We start from the raw sequence: 19,001 nt of genomic DNA on the forward strand, positions 1-19,001 counted from the left end.
GCCGTACGGTACGCTGCATGTCGGCTGCCGTCTCGTGTCGCTTGAAATTGCCGCCGTATGTCGGTCAGTCGGTCGCCGCCGTGCCGCTTGCAAGCGCAGCAAAGTTTGGCGTCGACGCTCAGTCGACGTTGAAATGCACGCGAATATCCTGCGTGCTTTCAACCGCTTCGCCGTTTTTCATCGCCGGGAAAAAGCGCCATTTTTTCAGCGCGTCGAGCAGTAGCTGATTGAGCCGCGGATTGTGCGTCGGCTTGATCAGCTCGACGTCGACCGACCCGTCGCGATGAACCGAGAAGCGGGCGGTCGCGACTGCCTGAAACGCGTCCTCGCGCAAGTCGTCGGGTAACGACGGCAGCGGTTGCAGAATCGGATGCGCAGCGCCGTTGCCGGCGCTCGACGATGAGTCCTGCGTCGCCGATCGGGCAGGTGTTGGCGCGGATTGAGACTGCGAGGCCGTTGCAGACGGCGTGGCGTTCGGCGCCTGTGCGGCAGACGGCGTGGGCGGCATCGGCGGTGTCAGCGGCGCAGGCTGCGTGTCCGGTGCGACAGGCGCCGTGACAACAGCTGGCGCAGTGTGTTGCTGCACGTCGCGAGAGGGTGTCACGGACGTGGGCGCAGTAAGCGCCGGCGCCGGGCCGCGACGCGCCGTTTGCGCAGGATTCGTCTGCGTGGCGGTTGCCGTCGGCGTGCGCGGCACGCGCGGCGTCTGAACCGCGCGCGCGCTCGCCGGCCGTTGCGGCTGCTGCGTGGCTGGCGACGGCTGCCGCGCGGGCTGCGACGGCGGCGGTTCGGGCGGCGGCAAGCGCACCAGCCGCACATCGAAGGCGACCGGCCTGGGCGCTTTCACCTGATCGTCGGCGCGCCACAGCCCGCGCACGAAACCCACCGCGAACCCGAGCCAGATCGCCACGGCCAGCAGCACGCAGAGCAACGCACGCGGCCCGCGCGCATCGAGCATGCTGCCGACGCGCATCCGTTTGCCGGCCGCCTTATTGGTCACGCTGGACGGCCACCAGAAAATGACCGGCGCCGCCTTCGCGTGCGCGCAACATCGCCTGAACCACGACGCCATTTGCCGCGCCCGCATCCGCCGCGATCACGACATTGCCGTCCGGCCCGACGAGCCGGCGGATCGTCGCCGCGACCTGGTCGAGCGTAACCCGTTGCCGGTTGATTTCGATATTGCCGTCGCGCGTCACCGCGAGCGTCAGCGGCTGCTGTTGCGCCAACGCCTGCGCATGCCCTTGCGGCAGATTCAGCCGGATCGCGTCGAGCCGCTGCATCGACAGCGAGGTCAGCATAAACGTCGCGAGCAGGAAGAACATCACATCGATCATCGGAATGATTTCGATGCGGCCGCGCTTCGCGGTCCGGGAGCGCCGCAGCTTCATGTTGCCGTGCCGACCGTGCCGGCGGCGCCGTCCCTGACCGACGTGCGTTCGCGGGCGAGCCGCACATCGGCGAGCCACGCGCTCGCGAACGCCTCGAGTTCTTCGACGAGCCGGTCGATGCGCCGCGCAAAGTAGTTGAACGCAAACAGCGCGACGAGCGCGATGACGAGACCGAGCGCGGTCGCGACCAGCGCCTGCGCGACGCCGCCGGTCACGCCGGTCGGATTGACGAGCCCATTGCCGCCGATCAGCCGGAATGCGTGCATCATGCCGACGATCGTGCCGAGCAGCCCGACGAGCGGCGCGGCCGTGACGATCGTTTCGAGCACCCACAAGCCGCGCGACATGTCGCGCTGCACGTCGAGCGCGACCGCGCTCGCGCGTTCCTCGATCCACCAGACCGGCTTCGCGAATTGACCGACGAGCGGCGTCAGCAGCCGGCGCAGCGCATGCTGCGGCGGCAGCGTGGCGAGCAGCGCGCTGACGTCGCCGCCGTAAGACGCGATGCCCGGCACCTGCGCGAAGCGCCAGAACACATAGAGCCGATCGAGGATGATAAAGAGCGCGATGAGCGCGAGCAGCGTGAGCGGATAGACGATCCACCCCGCCACGCGCGCCGCTTCGACAATACCGAGCCAGTCTTGCATCGAATCTTCCCGTGGAACGTGAACTGCTTCAGAAGTACTTCGTGACGCCCGCATAGAACGCGCGATACGGGCCGAACTGCGGTGCGCCGACGCCGATGCCGGAACCGTCGCGCAGCTCATACACGCGGCCGAACGCGTTCACCACCGAGGCGCGCACGTCGACCTTGCCGACCACCGGCGCATGGATGTGGTCGATCACGCCGAAATTGAACTGCGCGTAGAGCGGCAGCTTGTCGGTGTTCGCAAAGCCCGCGCGCAGCCCGCTGCCGACCGTGCCGTCCGCGGTGAAGGTGAACGTATGCCACGTGTACGCACCGCCCAGCGACGCGGTCACGCTCTGATCGTGATCGAGGAACACGAAATTTTTCGCGATGAACGCGAGCTCGTCGGCGCCGAAGTTGAACTGCGCGGAATCGATGTCCTTGCCCTGCGCACGGCTATACGCGAGGTTCAGGTACGCGGAGACGTTTTCGTGCTTGTAGTTCGCGGTGAACTCGAGACCATAGACGCGCCCGTACCGGTAGTTGAACGGCGCGAAGATCAGCGCGGTGCCGAACTGGCCTTCGTCGAGCAGGTTGTGCGCTTTCTTGTAGTACGCGTCGAGCCCGACGGTCACGTCCGAGCCGAGGCGCTGCGTGACGCCGAGATCGAAGTAGTCGTCGCGTTCCGGCTGCACCGGGTCGTTTTGCGTGACTTCGGGCGCGTTGGTCGTGCCGGCGAAGCGGCCGATCGTGCCGCTCGTCACCAGTTCGAACGACGGCGGCGTGAAGTAGCGCGCAAAGCCGGCGTGCAGCGTGGTCGCGGGCGTCAGCTGGTAGACGGCGCCGATGCGCGGGCTGAACTGATGAGCGGTCACGAACTCGTCCATGCCGTCGTAGCGCAGACCGTAGTTCAGCGTCAGCTTGCTGGTGATTTTCCACTCGTCCTGCAGATACGCGCTGTACAGATAGCCGGTCTTGCTGCTCGAATCCTGCAGCGTCATCGGCACGTCGGATGCCTGATTGCCGTCGGCGTCGGTCGGAAACACCGACACCGTGTCGCTGAACTGCGCGTGTTCCTGCTGCAGCTGCACGCCGGCGCGCAACGTGTGCGCGCCGTTCAGACGCCACGTCGTATCGGCTTGCAGACCGTTCGAGGTGTCGTTGTGGAAGTCGTTCGACGCGACGCCGTTGAAGATCAGATCGCCGATCGGATCGCCATTGAACTGCGTACGCGTATAGCGCGTGAAGAACGCGACCTGATAGTCGAACGCGGCCCCGTTCGTGCCTTGCAACGCGACCACCGCGTAGTTGGTCAACTCCGACTGCGTCTCGTTGAGGTTCGCCGAATTGAAGGTCGGCGTGCCGGCCAGCGTAAACACCTGCGGCAGACCCGGCGTGTTCGGAATCTCGAACTGGTTGGCCGCCGTGCCGAACATCACGGAAATACGCGTGAGCGGATTGATCAGATACGACATGTAGCCGAACGCGTCGCCCTGGCGCGTGTGGTCGTGAATCGGAGACGGGCTCGCGGTCGGCGCCTCGATGCCGAGGTTGTTGACGCCCAGCGAGCCGGTGAAGAAGTAGCTGAAGTCGCCTTTGCTGCCGTACACGTCGGCGCTCGTGCGCAGCGTCTGATGGCTGCCGCCGAATACGTCGATCGAGCCGCCGTCGCCGGCGTCGCCGTTCCTGGTATGGATATCGACCACGCCGGCCGTGCGGTCGCCATACTGCGCCGGCAATGCTCCGGTCAGCAGATTCACCTGGTCGATGATGCGCGTATCGAACGATTGACCGAAGCCGCTGATCGGCTCGGGAATCTGAATGCCGTTGATCCGGTATTGCAGGTCCGCATGATCGCCGCGCACGTGCACCTGGCCGAACGAGTCGTCGACCACACCGGGCGCCTGCAGCAGCACCTGGTTCAACGGCGTGTTTTCGCCCTGCGGCATCTGCTGGATATCGGCACTCGTGATGCGGTAGATGCTGCTGCCGGTCTCGGGCAACAGCCCGTTGCGCGCCTGATCAAGCCGCTTGGCGTTGACGTTGACATCGAGCGTGTCGTCTTTCTTGAGCGTGAGCGCAAGCGGTGCGGCCGTGCCGCCCGTCGTATCGGCGAGCTTCGTGGTCGCCGCGAAGCCGGTTGCGGTGACGGCAACCGCATATGCGCCGGGCGCGACGTCGTGCAGTTCGAAGTGACCTTGCGCATCCGTGCTTGCATGGCCGGCATCGCCGCCGCTCGAGGTCTTCAGCTGGATATCCGCATGCGGGATCGGCTTGCCGTTCGGGTCCTGCACGGTGCCGCTCAATGTCGTGGCCGAAGCGGCCGCCCAGGTGTGGCTGCCGGCAAGCGCCGCGAACAGCAGCACGGCCGCTTGCGCGATGTGTGTGCGAGATTTCATCCGGAAAAATGTTTTCGAGTTGTTGGTCTTCTTTCAGGCCCGCTCTGGCTATCCGATGGCTATTGCGCGGCGGGCTCCCGTGGCTGCGCGGTGGTGATGCGGTCATCTCTACGGCCGCTTGAGATCGCTTGAAGCCGCTTTGAGGCCGATCCGTCGTCATGCGCAGCGGGGCAAATGATATAACATAACATTTCAAATCGACATTAAATATTTGCGATTCATCGGGTCGAGCATGCATTGGTGGGGCGCTTTGCATTTGCCGCGCGGGGAGGGGTGCGGGCTGGCGGTCCGGTCGGGCAGCGCCGGACAATGGCAAGTGGAATGGTTATATTGGGCGTGTCGCGTACGTGACGGCCGTTCGATTAGCGGTCGCCGTATTGCCGTATTGGCGCCCGGATGCGATCGCACCGTGCCGCGTTCGAATAAAAGAGGAGACAACCCGATGACCGATCTTTCCACTTTCCCGATCACGGCTCGCTGGCCGGCGCAGCATCCCGATCGTCTGCAGCTGTATTCGATGCCGACGCCGAACGGCGTGAAGGTGTCGATCATGCTGGAGGAAACCGGCTTGCCTTATGAGCCGCATCGTGTGAACTTCGATACGGAAGACCAGAAGTCAGCCGCGTTTCGCGCGCTGAACCCGAACGCGAAAATCCCCGCGATCATCGATCCGAATGGGCCGCAAGGGCAGCCGCTCGCGCTGTTCGAGTCCGGCGCGATCCTGCTGTATCTGGCGGACAAGACCGGTCAGCTCATTGCGCAAAACCCCGCTGAGCGCTACGAAACGATTCAATGGCTGATGTTCCAGATGGGCGGCATCGGGCCGATGTTCGGACAGGTCGGGTTCTTCAACAAGTTTGCCGGCAAGGACTATGAAGACAAGCGTCCGCGCGACCGCTATGCCGGCGAAGCGCGGCGTCTGCTCAATGTGCTCGACGACCGGCTCGCGGGCCGGCCATGGATGATGGGCGACGCTTATACGATTGCCGATATCGCGGTGTTTCCGTGGGTGCGCAATCTGACCGGCTTCTATGAAGCCGGCGAACTGGTCGGCATCGCGGATTTCAAACATGTCACGCGTGTGCTCGATGCATTCGTCGCGCGCCCCGCAGTCGCGCGCGGCTTGACGATTCCGCAACCAGGCTGAGCGTCGGCGCCTTCACGCTTGTGCGCAGCCGCGCGCGATCACACAAAAAAGTCCGCGCGACTGGCCGATCGGCATATTGCGGCAGACCTCGTGCATCACGGAAGATAGACCTCACACGGCGCGGGCGCTCAGGTGTTTTTCGTTGCCCGCAGCCGTGGATCAGGTACCCGTATCGAGCGCGGCAGGACCGCGTGAAGGCTGCGCTTTTGCTCCCGTTTTCCTTGCAGTTTTTTTCTCGGATGGCGGCGCAAACAGCACGCGGAAAGACACGGTTCGCTGTATCGCGTCCCTCGCGAAAACCAGTCGCAGTGCGATGTTTCGATGAGGCAAAGAGCATGCAGCGGCACGGGGCGGTCCTGCCCGGTTCCGTACTATTGTAAAGCTTCGGTTTACAGTTTATAGTGGTGTCTGTGCGGGATGAGGACAACGCCGTGAGGCAGGCGCGGTCCCGGAAGATCGAAGATGATCAAATCATTCAGGCACAAAGGCCTTGAGCGTTTTTTTCTGACAGGCTGCGAAAGCGGCATACAGCCGGCGCATGCGGCGAAGCTGCAACGTCAACTGGGCGTGTTGAACCGGGCGAAAATCCCGGCGGATATGAACCAGTTCGGCTGGGGGTTGCATGAGTTGCAGGGCAACCGGAAAAGTTGCTGGTCGGTTCAGGTGAATAGCCACTGGCGGTTGACGTTCGAGTTCGACGAGGGAGATGTCATTCTCGTCAACTATGAGAACTATCACTAAGGTGGTTGCGCATTGCCGGCGCCGAAGCATGGCGTCTTGTCGGTTTTCTTGTATTTCTTGTAGAGAGGTGTTTATGGCCAAGATGTTCAATCCTCCGCATCCCGGCGCGATCCTGCGCGAAGATGTGCTGCCCGCGCTGCAGTTGAGTGTGACGGAGGCCGCGAGCCAGTTGGGCGTATCGCGTGTGATGCTGTCGCGTGTGTTGAACGAACGGGCGGGCGTCACGGCGGAAATGGCATTGCGTATCGAAGCGTGGCTCGGTGTCGAGCGCGGCGGCCGCGCCGACCTATGGCTCGGTTTGCAGGTGGATTACGACTTGTGGCAAGCGCGCAAGCATGCGCCGAAGAAGGTCAAGCCGGCGCCGACGCCTGACGGCTTGCGAGCCGTCGCCTGATGTGCGGGCGTCACGCTATGCCGGAGTGGGGAAGGCTTCGGTATGGCGCGCTGCGCATGTGAGGCAGGCAGTGCGTGTCAGCAGGCTGACTACATGTCATTTCGCATGAGTCGCCCGTGCCGGGGCGAATTGTGTCAACGCTTTGACGCCTTTACGAACGACTCGCCGCTACGAACGACTCGCCGTGATGAACGACTCGCCGTGATGAACGACTCAATTGCATCGTCGAGTGCGCCGGGTGTTTCGACATGCGGCGAGTGGCCGCAATTTCCCAGCTTGACCCGCTTTGTATGCGGAACCTCATCGGCAATCCGCTCAATTTGCGCCATCGTTCCATAGTGATCGTCGCAGCCCTGTACGGCGAGCAGAGGGCAGCGAATCGCAGGCAGTAACTCCACAATGTTCCATGTCCTGAACGCCGGGCTGAGCCAGATATCGCTCCAGCCGTAAAACGCGGAGTCGACATCGGCATGATAGCGAGCGAGCTTGTCGCGTAAATTGCCTTGCTCGTAGGCCATTCTGGATTCGACGATTCCTTCGATCGACACCGCTTCGACAAAAACGTGCGGCGCGATCACCACGGCTCCCGCAAGCGCACGCACATAGGCGCTCGCGTACAGCAGCGCAATCGACGCGCCGTCGCTATGGCCGATCAGCCACATGCGGGCACGCTCCGCGGCGCCGACGCCGAGCACATCGAGCAGCGCGGGCAACACGTCGCGTGCCTGGGTTGCCAGGTAATCGACGGGCAGCTTCATGTCGTGTGGGCGTGGCGTCGAGCGCCCATAACCGGGGCGGGAATAGACGAGGCCGCGCATGCCCAGCCGGTCGCACAATGACTGCGGCCAGTTTTTCCACATGGCGACCGAGCCGAGCCCTTCGTGCAGGAACACGGCGAGCGGCGCGTCACGCCAATGCGGGTTGAGCCACCGGTACTCGAGGGCGAGCGCAGGATGGGCTGCACTCGAAGGCAGTTCGGCAAATGCGCTGCGGGCAGTGTGCGCAGGGCCACCGTCGGGGGCGGGAGCGGGCTCGATTGGACTGTGCATTGCGTCGACGGCCTCCGTGAACGGTTGTTGCAGAGCATCGCATACCTGACCTTTCCGGCTGCGTCGCGCGCCGGTGCCCGCGCCGGTGCCAGTTAAGCGAGGTTTGCCCGGTAGACATGCGTCTTGCCAAACTTGCGGTTTCGGTCTAGCTTATTCCGCCATCGCATATGTTTAAAGCGCAAAATGCGTTGCCGAAATAAAGGCCGTTTGCTACAGTCCGCGCACTCTGCGGCGCGTCTGTCAGTTGCAGACATCGCCTTGACGGAAAAACAAATCAGGAGCTCATAGTCATGAAGTCGATTCGATCCCTTCTGCTGATCGGCCTGCTGCAAGTGGCAGCGGCAACCACGGCGTTCGCGGCGGACGGCCTCGCACAGATCAAATCCGCCGGCGTGATCAAGATCGGCACGGAAGGCACTTATGCGCCGTTCTCGTTTCACGACGCTTCCGGACAACTGACGGGCTTTGACGTCGAGATCGGCCGCGAGATCGCGAAACGCCTCGGCGTCAAGCCGGAGTTCATCGAAGGCAAGTGGGACGGCCTGATCGCCGGCCTCGATGTGAACCGCTATGACGCGGTGATCAATGAAGTGGCGATCACCGACGCCCGCAAGGTCAAATACGACTTTTCCGATCCGTACATCGTGTCGCACCCGGCACTGATCGTCCGCGCGGACAACACGTCGATCAAGTCGTTCGACGACCTGAAAGGCAAGAAGTCGGCCAATACGCTCACCAGCAACTTCGGCAAGCTCGCTGCCGCGCGCGGTGCGGAAGTGGTGCCGGTGCAGGGCTTCAACGAATCGATCGACCTGCTGACGTCGGGCCGTGTCGACGCAACCGTCAACGATTCGCTGTCGTTCCTCGACTTCAAGAAGCACAAGCCGGACGCGAAGGTGAAAATCGCGGCAATCGACAACGGCGCGGATAGCGACCATTCCGCCGTGCTGATTCGCAAGGGCAACCCGGAATTGAAGGCAGCGATCGACAAGGCGCTGCAGGATATGAAGGCGGACGGCACCTACGCGAAGATTTCGGACAAGTACTTCGGCAAAGACGTGTCGCAATGAGCGGCATTGCGCTCGAGCGTCGCGCTGCACATTTGTTTTCGCCAGCTGCACACAAAACACGAATCACGCGAGCCTGAATCATGCCTGCCTGGCTGCATCTGATGGGTCAGTCCCTGTGGCCCCTGCTGTACGCGGGCCTCGTCTTTACGGTGCCGCTTACGCTCGTCTCGTTCGCGCTCGGCTTGACGCTTGCGTTCGTCGCCGCGTTGCTGCGCCTGTTCGGGCCGCCGTGGGCCGTGGCAATCGTGCGCTTCTATGTGTGGCTGATCCGCGGCTCGCCGCTGCTCGTGCAACTTTTCGTGATCTTTTACGGCTTGCCGAGCGTCGGCATCGTGCTCGATCCGTTGACGGCGGCGATCATCGGCTTTTCGCTGAATGTCGGCGCGTACAATTCCGAAGTGATTCGCGGCGTGATCGAGTCGATTCCGAAAGGGCAGTGGGAAGCCGCGTACTCGATCGGCATGACGCGCAGCCAGGCGCTGTTGCGCGTCGTCCTGCCGCAGGCGGCGCGCGTCGCGTTACCGCCGCTGTCGAACTCGTTTATCGTGCTTGTCAAGGACACGTCGCTCGCGGCGGTGCTGACCGTGCCGGAAATTTTCCAGGCGGCGCAGCGCATCGCATCGGTCACGTATGAGCCACTCATTCTCTATACGGAAGCCGCGCTGATTTACCTGGTGTTCAGCTCGGTGCTGTCTTCCGCGCAGGTACGGCTTGAACGCAGGTTCGGGCGGCATGCGCTTTTCCAGTCGGGCAGCTGATGATCCGTCTCGAGAAAATCGACAAATACTTCGGCAGCCATCGCGTGCTTTCCGCGGTCGATCTCGCGCTCGAACCGGGCAGCGTCACCGCGTTGATCGGCCCGTCGGGCAGCGGCAAGAGCACGCTGTTGCGCTGCGTGAACCTGCTGGAAATTCCGGAGGCGGGCACGCTGGAACTCGGCGACCTGCGTGTCGAGTTCAGCCGCGCAAGCCGGCCGCCGCGCGACACCGTGCTCGCCATTCGCCGCCGGACCGGCATGGTGTTCCAGAACTTCCAGCTGTTTCCGCATCGCACCGCGCTCGAGAACGTGATGGAAGGGCTCGTGAGCGTGCAGAAATGGGATCCGGACCGTGCCCGTGCGCGCGCGCTGGAGTTGCTCGAGAAAGTCGGCATCGCACACAAGGCGGACGCGTGGCCGACCACGCTATCGGGCGGCCAGCAGCAGCGCGTCGCGATTGCGCGCGCGCTCGCACCGTCGCCGGACGTGCTGTTGTGCGACGAGCCGACTTCCGCGCTCGACCCGGGTCTCGCCGGCGAGGTCGTGGAGGTGCTGCGTCAGCTCGCGCAGGAAGGCATGACGATGTTGATGGCCACGCACGACCTGCGCCTCGCCGCATCCATTTCACGCGATGTGCTGTTCCTGAGCAACGGCGTCGTGGTCGAAGCCGGTCCGTCGCGCGAGATCTTTACGCGGCCGCGCAAGCAGGAAACCGCGAACTTCGTGTCGACGCTTACGCAAAGCTTGCCCGACGCGTGGGCGAACTGATCGCCGGACGCCATGCGTGGGCGCCGGCCTTCGGCTCGTCCCGCCAGGCCGCGAGCCGGCTGTGTACGGCCGTGTGCCGCATGCGCGGTGTGGCGGCGGGTTCCGGATCGCCCCAGGCTACAATGCCCGGCAGATCAAGAACGGACGATTTATGAACACCCGCGTTTTTACTCTCGTTTCCGCTGCTGCGGCGCTCGCGCTCTTCGCGGGGTGTACGGCTGTCTACAAGAACTCCGCGCTGTGTGAAGACAGAATGCGTAGCGCGGCAGGCGAGGACGCGGCGTCGGAGACGATGACGATCAGTCATACCGGCGCGGGTATTCACGGTAGCCGCGTGGTGGTCGAGGGCGCGTTCGTGAGCACGGTGCCGGCGTCGTCGGTGCCGGCGATTCAGGCGGACTGGGCCGGGTTGCCGCCTCCGCCGACGCCGTCCATGGCGACCGCGGCGGCGACTGCGGCGGCGGCATCGAACTCGTCGGTAGCGGCCGCTGCTGCGGCTGCGTCGGCCGCATCGGCGGCTGCGGTGACATCGATGGCGTCACCCACCGCGCCGGCGTGGCAGACCACCTCGACGCCGATGGCCGTACTCGGCGCGACGGCGCCGCCATTCGCGGCCGCGCCGGTTGAAAGCGGCACGGCCAAACCGGAAGTGACACGCCGTGGGCCCGCGAAGCCAGTCAAGCTCGCGATTCCCGCTGCGATGGAATGCCAGTTCGACGGCGAGAGCCTCACGTCATTCCGATGGCTCGCGCCTGCCAAACTGGCGAAGCGTGCCGATGTTGCTGCGAGCGAGCCGTCCGAGTAACGGGTAACGTAACGAACGGCCTGGTCGCGCCGCCGCTCCACTTGCGCAACCGCTCTGCGACACGCGCGTCAGCCGATCCGTCCGGACCATCCAGCGCACAGGCCAACCGCTAGCCGTGCCTCGCTCTCCACGAGCGGCCCGTTCTCACCGCCCGTGCAGCGATCGCCGTTCGCCCACCCCTATCGCACCGCAACATGCGCATCGACTGCGCTTGCGTGCGCGCGCGGCCTGCAGTGCTACGATTTCCCCAGGGTGAAGCGGGAGGTCAGCATGGACGGCTACATCAGACATCAGATTGAAGGCGCGTCGGTGGATATCGACGTCGTTCCGGTCAAGCCGCACGGCTTCTGCGCACGCTTCCGGATTTTCCGCGATGCGGCCGACCAGCCTGACTGGCATCAGGTGCATGTGTCGGGCAGTGTGTTCAATACTGCGGCGGCGGCGGAAGAGGCCGCGCGCTCGATGGCGCTCGAAAAGGTGCTGGCGGGCGGCGCCGCCTAGCGGCGCATCCGTCGCGCGCCATCAGTGCGCCATCGCGTCGTCCGGCACGCTGCCGGCGGCAGATCGGGTTTGCTCGACGAGTTGCCGCACGCGTTCGCCGAAAACCTGCGGCCGGCCCTCGAAGAATCGCCCGACCGCTGCTGTTTCGATCAACCGGGCGCGCAACATTTCGCGCTCATCGTGCTGATCGATCATTCTGAGCGCGGCGTTCGTATAGTCGTCGACCGATGACGCGATGGTCCATGCCGGCATTCCCGCACGCTCGAACAACGCCCCGTCGATATGCTCGAACACCTCGGGTCCCGTTTTGCAAATGCCTGGCACCCCAAGCGTGAATGCATCGACAATGCCGTTCGTATTGCCGAACGGGAACGGGCTCAAGAACAGATCCGCGTGCTGAACGCGCGCGAGATAGTCCGCGTACGGATAAAAGCCGTGCACGACGGCACCCGGCAGCACGAGCGCGGCGGCGCGGCGCATCTGCTCGAGCAGCAGGCCATGCCGTGCGCCGGTCATCAGATGAAACTGCACCGGTGCGCGCGCGGCTTCGCGGATCCGTCTGCAGGCGTCGAAAAAACGTGGATTGAGCTTCATCTGGCTTGCCGTCACGACAATCTCCAGCGTGTCGCGCCGGGCGGGCACCGCGGGCGTGAGCGGCGGCAGCGCACTCGACGCGACATAGGGTTGGCCGTCGCGCGGCAGCATCAGCAGCTTTTCGCTGAAGCAGGCCGGGTCGCCGACGTAGTCTTCCTCGACACTCACATAGTCGATCCGCTCCGAGCGGGTGGTGGCAGGATGACCGAGTCCGGCAATCTGCAGCGGCGCGATGCGCAGGTTCGACATGAAAATCGTCAATACGAACATGCCGACGCTCGGCATATAGAGCACGTCCGGTTGTTCAGCCTCGGCGAAATCGCGAATCGTCTTCAGGCATTCGCCGATATAGTCCGGCTCCTTCAGTTCGATAAAGCGATCGAACAGCGCACGCCCCGCGTCGTCGACGGCATACCCGAAGCCGAACGCAACCACGTCGAAATGCTCGCGCGCCGCGGCGAGCGTGCGCGAATGCGTGCGATAGATCGAATGCGCGCTGCCGAACCACTCGAGCACGACCATCATCAGCGGCTTTTTCCTGCGCTTGCGTCCGGCTGCGGGTGCCGCCGCCGCGTCGAGGTCGTCCAGTCCGAGTTCGTCCAGCTTGCGGCGCACGAGTTGATTGATGTCGGCCTTGATCGCATGACGGCGCGGCGTATCCGCGTAGCTGCAGAACATATACGCGTTGTGCAGCACACCGGTCGGCAGGACATCGAGGCTGCCGATTTGCGCGAGCTTGCCGGGCAGCCATTCGAGCAACGCCTCGCGTTTGCCGTGTGCGCTCGCGGTGCCCTGGAATTCGGCGGACAGCAAGGCCAGCGCAAGGTTGGCGGCGACCGCCGGTTGGCGTGTCCAAAGCGTATCCAGCTCGAGCGTCAGATCGGATTCGCCTGAATAGAGCAGGTACAGTTTCTCGAGCGCGCCGTCTGTGGCGCTCGAAGGCGAGTCGCCGGTCCACTGCGCATAGAGACAGCGCCCGACGTGGTCGGCGTGACCGAGCGGCGTGGCCGCGAATAACGCGCCAAGCCATGCGTGCGCGGACATCAGCATAGTGAACACGGTGCCTTGCGGGCGAAACGCCGGATCGGCAAAGAGCGTCGTGATGGCCGCCACCGCACGAGCGTAAAAGCGTTCGCGCTGCAAGTCAGGCGGCAAGTTCGCGATGCCGGATGCGCGAAAGTCGCCGTCGAGTTCGCCGCGCTTCTGTTGCAGCAGCGAGAGCAGCAGCGTCAGCTGGCCGGCGGCTTCGTCATGCTCACGACGATAGACATGGTGCTCGAAGTCATCGAGCAGGAAAGAAGTGGCCATACATGTTTAGGTAGAAAGGTTTGCATCGCTAATTGTATCGGCTGGTGAATGGATGGCGGCCGTCAATGTGCCCGTGCTGCCATCGTTTTGGGAGTTTTCTTGTATCGAAAGACGCGCAATGTTTGTAGGATTCGCCTGTCGTTCGACGTAAGCAAACTTGTCGGTCGACTGGGCGATGCTGTCGGCGCGGCTTTGTATTGACGGCGGCCGGCGAATTGGAGAGATCGTGTTGGCCGGAAAGGAAGGAGATCGCGATGCAATCGGTTCGTAGAAATTGATTCGTTATCCATATTGATAGGCAGTGTCATCCGCTTGCCGGTCTTGAGCGGCGGAGCGGGGTTGGCTCGAATCGGTCGGGCATTTACACGTTGCAGGGCTAGAGATGAAGAAGAAACGATATGTCACGCGTGCGCGCGACAAATATGCATCGGTGGTGGCGGCGCGGCGCAGCGCGCGGCGGCCGCGAATGTCGCCGGGAGCGGCGCGGCTGGCGGCGCTGGCGGTCGGCATCGGGGCGGCCTCGCTCGCTCATGCGGCGAGCGCGGCGGATAGCGCGGAAACGGACAGCGTCACGCTCGCGCTGATGCGGCAGCTGTCGGCGCAGCCATCCGGGCTGCCGCTGCATGCGGCCTTGCTGGCCGCGGCGCCGGTCACCGACTACATTGCGGTGAGCGTCAACACCACGCCGGGCGCGCCGACCCACGCGTCCGAGGATCTCAACGCGATGGCGGTCGGCCCGACATCGGCGGCCTCGGGCATCAATGCAACCGCGGTCGGTGCGGGCGCGTTTGCCGCGCGCTCGTATTCGACGGCGGTGGGTGCGGGCGCAGGCGCATTGGGGCTGCGCACAACCGTGATCGGCGCCTACGCATCGACGGGTTTCGAAGCGGACGGCGCGGTCGCGATCGGCCACCTCGCGCGCGGCGACAGCGCGGAGACCCTGGCGATGGGCAGGGAGTCCACCGCTTCCGGCGTAAAGTCCGCCGCGATCGGCTCGAACGCCACCACCTCTCGCGAGGCGGTGGGCGCGCTGGCGCTAGGCGCCGATACGCTTGCGGCCGGCGCGGGCAGCGTCGCGCTGGGCGCGAACTCGGTGGCGGACCGGCAGAACGCGGTGTCGGTCGGCAATGCGGGGTTGCGCCGGCAAATCGTCAACGTGGCGGCGGGCACCTCGGATACGGACGTCGTGAACGTCGCGCAGTTGAAAGGCGCCGCGGCGGCATTCGGCGGCGGCGCTTCGCTGAACGCGGATGGCGCCGTGTCGGCGCCTGTGTACGACGTGGGCGGCAGCGTGTATCGCAACGTCGGCGATGCGCTCGCGAATCTCGATGGCCGGGTGACGACCAATACGGTCCGCCTCGACGATCTGACCAGCGTGGTGAACAACATCAGCAGCGGCGGCTCGATGGTGGTTCGTTACTTCCGCGCGAACTCCGCGTTGAGCGACGCGGCGGCAACCGGCAGTGAAGCGATCGCCATCGGCGGCAACGCGCGGGCGTCGGCGGCGAATTCGATCGCACTGGGCGCGAATTCGATCGCGGATCGCGACAACGTCGTATCGGTCGGCGCCGCGGGGCGCGAGCGGCAGATCGCCAACGTCGCGGCCGGTACCGCGGACACCGATGCGGTGAACGTGCGGCAGCTGAAAGATGCCGGCCTGATCGACGGCAACGGCAATGCAAGCAGCGCGGTGACTTACGACAACGCCGCAGGCCAGGTCGACTACAGCAGCATCACGCTCGGCAAGGGCATCGCGGGCGGCACGCACATCCACAACGTCGCGAACGGCGTGCTCGATGCCGACGCGGTCAACGTCGGTCAGTTGAACAGTGCGATCAGTCACGCGATCAACAACGATCTGCCGCGCGCGCCGAGTCCGTTTGTCGCGGTGAACGGCGATGCGACGCGCGAAGCCGCGCAGGCAAGCGGGTCGCATGCGGCGGCGCTTGGCGCGAACGCATCGGCAAACGGCGAAGCGGCGCTCGCGCTCGGTGCGAATGCCCACGCGACCGGCGACACCGCCAGCGCGCTCGGCGCATATGCCACGGCGCAGGGCAACGGCGCATCCGCGTTCGGCTGGAACAGCGTCGCGTCGGCGGACGGCGCGGTGGCGCTCGGCGCGGGTTCGGTGGCGGATCGTGCGAACACGGTGTCGGTCGGCAGCCCAGGCGCCGAACGACAGATCGCGAACGTCGCGCCGGGCACGCGCGGCACCGATGCGGTGAACCTCGACCAGTTGAACAGCGCGTTCAACCAGACCCAGCAGGCGCTCCGCGATCTCGACCGAAGCACACGCAAAGGCATTGCGTCGGCCTCGGCGTTGCAGATCGTCACGCCGTATCTGCCTGGGCGCACGACGCTCAATGCGGGCGTAGCCGCGTACCGCGGGCAGGCGGCGCTTGCCATCGGCGTCTCGCGCTGGAGCGAGAAGGGCACCTTCAATCTCAATGCGGGTGTCGCTTCGGCGGGCAGCAACAGCACGATCGTCAGGGCCGGCGTCGGCATCGTCATCGGCGACTGACGCTCGCCGGTCAACCATCGAAGAAGTGTGCGGGCGCCGTGCGTGCAAACGCTCGATCAACGAGACGCTCACGCGCGGCGCTCAAGCGTAAGGGAACGATATGAAGCAACTGTGCATCGTCGCGGCCGTGCTCGCTGCCTGTTCGGGCTGTGCAGGGCAGGCGGCGCGCGAGCAACTCGATATTCGCGATCCGTCGGTCGCACACGGCGGGTTCGGCACGCCGCAGGACGCGCCGGCAGGCGCGGCGCTCAGCGCGTGGACCGACGTCTACACGCCCATCAAGCGCCGCGGCGCCACGCTCGAGGCGTTACAGAAGAGGCTCGACCGGCTCGGTTCGAAGCAGCTGTCATACGACGGTGCGAAGGCGCAATGCTGGATCGACACGGGCAAACAGGCGTTTGCGGCGCGCGACGAATGGGGCTTTGTCGAGGAGTCGATCGGCGAGGCCACACGCCTGATCTCAGGCCTGGAATCAGGCCACGAGTCAGACCGCAAATCAGGCCTCGAGTCAGACTTGGAATCAGGCCGCGAATCAGGCCGCGAATCAGGCCTCGAATCGGGCCTCGAGTCAGGCCACAAATCCAGGTCGCAGCCGGTCCCGGCATCGGGTAATGCACGAACGGTCGGCGGGCGAACCTTGCGCACGTCCGTGCCGGTGCGCCCGGATCTCTGGGCGCAACTGGCGGCGCTGAAGGCGGATACCCGTTTCGCGTCCTGTCCGCCGGCACAGAAACTGACTGCATGCGCCGAGGTGGAACTGACGCGAGCCGGGCACGACGCGTGGACGCGCGCATTCACCACCGCACAGCAGCGTGCCGACGCGCTGCAAGCGCCTTTGCGCGACGCCACGCAGGCGCTCGCCGCGTGCAAGGCGCCGCTCGCCTCCGTGTCCGCGCCTGCGCCGGAAGTGATTGCGCTGTCGGCCGATGCGTTGTTCGCGTTCGGCCGCGGCGATCTCGCCGCGATCAGCGACGAAGGGCGCCAGCAACTCGATCGTGTCGCGGCGCGCTTGCGAGCGCTCGACACGATCGAGCGGCTGGTCGTCGCCGGCTATACGGACCGGCTCGGGTCGGCGGACTACAACCTGCGTCTGTCGCGTGAGCGGGCGGATACGGTGCGGCGCTATCTGGCCGGCCGCGGCGTGAGCGTGCCGATCGACGCGCGCGGCTTCGGCAAGGCGCAGCCGGGCAGCGCCTGTTCGATGCGCAACCGGGAAGCGCTGATCGCCTGCCTCGCGCCGGACAGGCGTGTCGAGATTCGCGTGACCGGTGCGCAATTGAACGCGCAACAGAAGCAACAGAAGCAACAGAAGCAATAGACCGGCGAGACGGCGGTGCGCGCCCATCCCGGTCGACCATAAGGCGTGTCATCGTGTCGTGCGCGCGCCTCACCGTTCCGCAACGCCTTCGCCGCGCTCTCCCTCAGCGGTGAGCGCACGGCGGCGACCGGCGTTATCGGGAACCGCGTGGGCTGCGCGTGTGGCCGCGGTTCGCCGTGACAGGCTGCGGCGAGCACCCCGCCGCGGCCGTAAGCGCGCGGCGACCCGGACACAGCGTGACACGAGGCGCGGCCTGCACGCGACGCGTCAGAACGCGTAATACGGGCCGTTGCCCGCGGCGGTCGGCCGTGCTTCGATCGCGGTGTAGATGCGGCGTCCGAAGAAGAACGGCAGTCCCCAGTCGAAGGTCGTGCCGGATATGCCCGCCAGGTTGTCGAATGCGTTGTTCGAGGTGGCGAACAGCGTCTGTGCGTTGGCAACGGGAAACGACAATGTCACCGTGGCGCCGTCCGTACCGGCCATGGTCGCGGTTTGCGTCGTTTCGGCCGCCGGGCAGTACCACAGGCCGCACTGCACGAGCGTCGTGCTGGCGAAGAACATGCCGTTGGAGCCGCTGTCGATAAAGCTGCGCGACCACGTCTGGCCGTCCGCGGCGGTGACCACGTAGCCGGTCTGCGCGTTCGTTCTGAGCACGGTCGCGCCGCCCAGCGTGTTGTTCGCCTGCGTGCCGATTCCGAAGATCAACTGTCCGGTGACGCTCGGTGCGCCGGCATCGGGCACGGCCGGCAGCTCGATGATCACGCCGTTGTTGTTTTCGGCGAAGGCGGCGACCGGGTTGGTCACTTGCGCGGCGAGCGGCTGCGAGCTCGGTGTGCACGCGCCGCTCATGTCGCATGCGTAGTACCAGCGCGGCAACGCGTTGCGCGTGCATGCGCTGCCGCAATCCGCGGCGAACAGGCCGACGCCGAGAATGCCGTTCACGTGCAGCGTGGCGGGCGACATCATCGCCGGGCCGGCACTCGCGCAGTCTGCCGGCACGGTCGGCAACGCCGGGTCGGCGATCACCTGAATCGGCAGGCCGGCCGCGACCTGCCCGGCCATCCGGATATCCGCGGTACGCACCGCGCCCCATGTATAACCGCTGCCGAACACGCCGCATTCGCCGCTTACCGTGCCGGCGCCCGCTGTGCCGCCGGCGCCGGCCACGGCCGGCAGCGCGAGTGCGGCGGGCAGCGCGGACGCAAGCAGGCGCAGCCCTTGCGATCCGGTATCGACCTGCACGTTGTCGATCGTCGCGCATTGTGTCGTTGCGGGCACGCAGAGGGTGACGCTCGTCGTCAGCATGTTGCGCACGCGGGTCGGCAGCGCATTGATCGCGATCGGCTGCACATTCGGCGTGGTCGACTGCGGAATCGACGGTGCGGCGGCTGGTGGCGCGCTTACGGGCGCGCTGTTCGGCGCTGTCGTGGCGGGCCGTTGTGCGACGCCGCTATCGCCGCCACCGCCGCCGCATGCGGCAAGGATCGTTGCCGACGCCAGCGCGAGCGCGCCCGCGATCGCGTGTGCAATCGGCGCCGCCGCGCGCGCACGTCTTGCGCGTGTCATTTTTGACACGGAAGGCAAAAATGTAGAGCAGGGAGTTTTTCGCG

At 65.2% G+C, this 19,001-nt stretch carries 17 protein-coding genes; 10 read left to right on the plus strand and 7 right to left on the minus strand.

Annotation, left to right across the window (positions count from 1 at the left end; translation table 11 throughout):
• Nucleotides 1-118: 118 nt before the first annotated feature.
• From HV675_RS25080 to HV675_RS25095, 4 genes are read right to left on the minus strand one after another with little or no spacing between them, the layout of a single operon-like run.
• Entirely contained in the window at nt 119-1,000 is an 882-nt protein-coding gene (locus HV675_RS25080; RefSeq protein WP_246270525.1) for an energy transducer TonB, read from the minus strand.
• The gene (locus tag HV675_RS25085; protein WP_175114153.1) at nt 990-1,391 is read right to left on the minus strand and encodes an ExbD/TolR family protein; all 402 of its coding nucleotides are present in this window, start codon (nt 1,389-1,391) and stop codon (nt 990-992) included. Before HV675_RS25085 ends, HV675_RS25080 begins: the two co-directional genes overlap by 11 nt.
• Nucleotides 1,388-2,038: a MotA/TolQ/ExbB proton channel family protein gene (locus HV675_RS25090; RefSeq protein ID WP_175114154.1), complete on the minus strand. Its 651-nt coding sequence runs from the start codon at nt 2,036-2,038 to the stop codon at nt 1,388-1,390. The genes HV675_RS25085 and HV675_RS25090 overlap by 4 nt, the downstream gene beginning before the upstream one ends.
• Nucleotides 2,039-2,066: 28 nt before the next feature.
• Nucleotides 2,067-4,418 (minus strand): TonB-dependent receptor, encoded by a 2,352-nt coding sequence (locus tag HV675_RS25095; RefSeq protein WP_175114155.1) that lies wholly within the window; start codon nt 4,416-4,418, stop codon nt 2,067-2,069.
• Nucleotides 4,419-4,860: 442 nt separating this feature from the next.
• Between HV675_RS25095 and HV675_RS25100 the strand changes: the two genes are divergently transcribed.
• The 3 genes from HV675_RS25100 to HV675_RS25110 all read left to right on the plus strand — a co-directional run bounded on the left by HV675_RS25100 (nt 4,861) and on the right by HV675_RS25110 (nt 6,700).
• A complete protein-coding gene (locus HV675_RS25100; protein WP_175114156.1) occupies nt 4,861-5,565 on the plus strand; it encodes a glutathione S-transferase N-terminal domain-containing protein in 705 nt (234 codons plus the stop codon).
• Between the two features lie 462 nt (nt 5,566-6,027).
• On the plus strand, nt 6,028-6,306 hold the full coding sequence (locus HV675_RS25105; protein ID WP_175114157.1) for a type II toxin-antitoxin system RelE/ParE family toxin: 279 nt from the start codon (nt 6,028-6,030) through the stop codon (nt 6,304-6,306).
• 73 nt (nt 6,307-6,379) lie between these two features.
• On the plus strand, nt 6,380-6,700 hold the full coding sequence (locus HV675_RS25110; RefSeq protein WP_175114158.1) for a HigA family addiction module antitoxin: 321 nt from the start codon (nt 6,380-6,382) through the stop codon (nt 6,698-6,700).
• A gap of 134 nt (nt 6,701-6,834) precedes the next feature.
• Here HV675_RS25110 and HV675_RS25115 read toward each other — a convergent pair whose 3' ends face one another.
• Nucleotides 6,835-7,749 (minus strand): alpha/beta fold hydrolase, encoded by a 915-nt coding sequence (locus tag HV675_RS25115; protein WP_175114159.1) that lies wholly within the window; start codon nt 7,747-7,749, stop codon nt 6,835-6,837.
• Between the two features lie 290 nt (nt 7,750-8,039).
• Between HV675_RS25115 and HV675_RS25120 the strand changes: the two genes are divergently transcribed.
• The 5 genes from HV675_RS25120 to HV675_RS25140 all read left to right on the plus strand — a co-directional run bounded on the left by HV675_RS25120 (nt 8,040) and on the right by HV675_RS25140 (nt 11,650).
• Entirely contained in the window at nt 8,040-8,819 is a 780-nt protein-coding gene (locus HV675_RS25120; RefSeq protein ID WP_175114160.1) for an amino acid ABC transporter substrate-binding protein, read from the plus strand.
• Between the two features lie 80 nt (nt 8,820-8,899).
• Nucleotides 8,900-9,577, plus strand: coding sequence for an amino acid ABC transporter permease (locus HV675_RS25125; protein WP_175114161.1), 678 nt, complete (start codon nt 8,900-8,902; stop codon nt 9,575-9,577).
• On the plus strand, nt 9,577-10,344 hold the full coding sequence (locus HV675_RS25130) for an amino acid ABC transporter ATP-binding protein (RefSeq protein ID WP_175114162.1): 768 nt from the start codon (nt 9,577-9,579) through the stop codon (nt 10,342-10,344). The genes HV675_RS25125 and HV675_RS25130 overlap by 1 nt, the downstream gene beginning before the upstream one ends.
• Before the next feature lie 151 nt (nt 10,345-10,495).
• Entirely contained in the window at nt 10,496-11,149 is a 654-nt protein-coding gene (locus tag HV675_RS25135; protein WP_175114163.1) for a hypothetical protein, read from the plus strand.
• Between the two features lie 270 nt (nt 11,150-11,419).
• The gene (locus tag HV675_RS25140; protein ID WP_175114164.1) at nt 11,420-11,650 is read left to right on the plus strand and encodes a hypothetical protein; all 231 of its coding nucleotides are present in this window, start codon (nt 11,420-11,422) and stop codon (nt 11,648-11,650) included.
• A gap of 21 nt (nt 11,651-11,671) precedes the next feature.
• Here HV675_RS25140 and HV675_RS25145 read toward each other — a convergent pair whose 3' ends face one another.
• A complete protein-coding gene (locus tag HV675_RS25145; protein ID WP_175114165.1) occupies nt 11,672-13,552 on the minus strand; it encodes a glycosyl transferase family 1 in 1,881 nt (626 codons plus the stop codon).
• A gap of 382 nt (nt 13,553-13,934) precedes the next feature.
• On the opposite strand from HV675_RS25145, the gene HV675_RS25150 reads away from it, so the two are divergent.
• Both HV675_RS25150 and HV675_RS25155 read left to right on the plus strand, forming a co-directional pair.
• Nucleotides 13,935-16,073: a YadA family autotransporter adhesin gene (locus HV675_RS25150; RefSeq protein WP_246270526.1), complete on the plus strand. Its 2,139-nt coding sequence runs from the start codon at nt 13,935-13,937 to the stop codon at nt 16,071-16,073.
• Between the two features lie 100 nt (nt 16,074-16,173).
• On the plus strand, nt 16,174-17,391 hold the full coding sequence (locus tag HV675_RS25155; protein WP_175114166.1) for an OmpA family protein: 1,218 nt from the start codon (nt 16,174-16,176) through the stop codon (nt 17,389-17,391).
• Nucleotides 17,392-17,658: 267 nt separating this feature from the next.
• On the opposite strand, the gene HV675_RS25160 is transcribed toward HV675_RS25155, so the two are convergent.
• Complete coding sequence (locus HV675_RS25160) at nt 17,659-18,957, minus strand: DUF3443 domain-containing protein (protein WP_175114167.1); 1,299 nt, start codon at nt 18,955-18,957, stop codon at nt 17,659-17,661.
• Nucleotides 18,958-19,001 lie beyond the last annotated feature (44 nt).

The organism is Paraburkholderia solisilvae, assembly GCF_902859875.1.
In the GTDB taxonomy this organism is placed as follows: Bacteria; Pseudomonadota; Gammaproteobacteria; order Burkholderiales; family Burkholderiaceae; genus Paraburkholderia; species Paraburkholderia solisilvae.

Excerpts from the sequence above, each read along its gene's own strand:
- HV675_RS25145 (WP_175114165.1), bottom strand. The coding sequence starts at position 13,552 with ATGGCCACTTCTTTCCTGCTCGATGACTTCGAGCACCATGTCTATCGT.
- HV675_RS25105 (WP_175114157.1), top strand. The coding sequence starts at position 6,028 with ATGATCAAATCATTCAGGCACAAAGGCCTTGAGCGTTTTTTTCTGACA.
- HV675_RS25100 (WP_175114156.1), top strand. The coding sequence starts at position 4,861 with ATGACCGATCTTTCCACTTTCCCGATCACGGCTCGCTGGCCGGCGCAG.
- HV675_RS25115 (WP_175114159.1), bottom strand. The coding sequence starts at position 7,749 with ATGCACAGTCCAATCGAGCCCGCTCCCGCCCCCGACGGTGGCCCTGCG.
- HV675_RS25095 (WP_175114155.1), bottom strand. The coding sequence starts at position 4,418 with ATGAAATCTCGCACACACATCGCGCAAGCGGCCGTGCTGCTGTTCGCG.
- HV675_RS25120 (WP_175114160.1), top strand. The coding sequence starts at position 8,040 with ATGAAGTCGATTCGATCCCTTCTGCTGATCGGCCTGCTGCAAGTGGCA.
- HV675_RS25150 (WP_246270526.1), top strand. The coding sequence starts at position 13,935 with ATGAAGAAGAAACGATATGTCACGCGTGCGCGCGACAAATATGCATCG.
- HV675_RS25130 (WP_175114162.1), top strand. The coding sequence starts at position 9,577 with ATGATCCGTCTCGAGAAAATCGACAAATACTTCGGCAGCCATCGCGTG.
- HV675_RS25155 (WP_175114166.1), top strand. The coding sequence starts at position 16,174 with ATGAAGCAACTGTGCATCGTCGCGGCCGTGCTCGCTGCCTGTTCGGGC.
- HV675_RS25140 (WP_175114164.1), top strand. The coding sequence starts at position 11,420 with ATGGACGGCTACATCAGACATCAGATTGAAGGCGCGTCGGTGGATATC.
- HV675_RS25135 (WP_175114163.1), top strand. The coding sequence starts at position 10,496 with ATGAACACCCGCGTTTTTACTCTCGTTTCCGCTGCTGCGGCGCTCGCG.
- HV675_RS25160 (WP_175114167.1), bottom strand. The coding sequence starts at position 18,957 with ATGACACGCGCAAGACGTGCGCGCGCGGCGGCGCCGATTGCACACGCG.
- HV675_RS25090 (WP_175114154.1), bottom strand. The coding sequence starts at position 2,038 with ATGCAAGACTGGCTCGGTATTGTCGAAGCGGCGCGCGTGGCGGGGTGG.
- HV675_RS25085 (WP_175114153.1), bottom strand. The coding sequence starts at position 1,391 with ATGAAGCTGCGGCGCTCCCGGACCGCGAAGCGCGGCCGCATCGAAATC.
- HV675_RS25125 (WP_175114161.1), top strand. The coding sequence starts at position 8,900 with ATGCCTGCCTGGCTGCATCTGATGGGTCAGTCCCTGTGGCCCCTGCTG.
- HV675_RS25110 (WP_175114158.1), top strand. The coding sequence starts at position 6,380 with ATGGCCAAGATGTTCAATCCTCCGCATCCCGGCGCGATCCTGCGCGAA.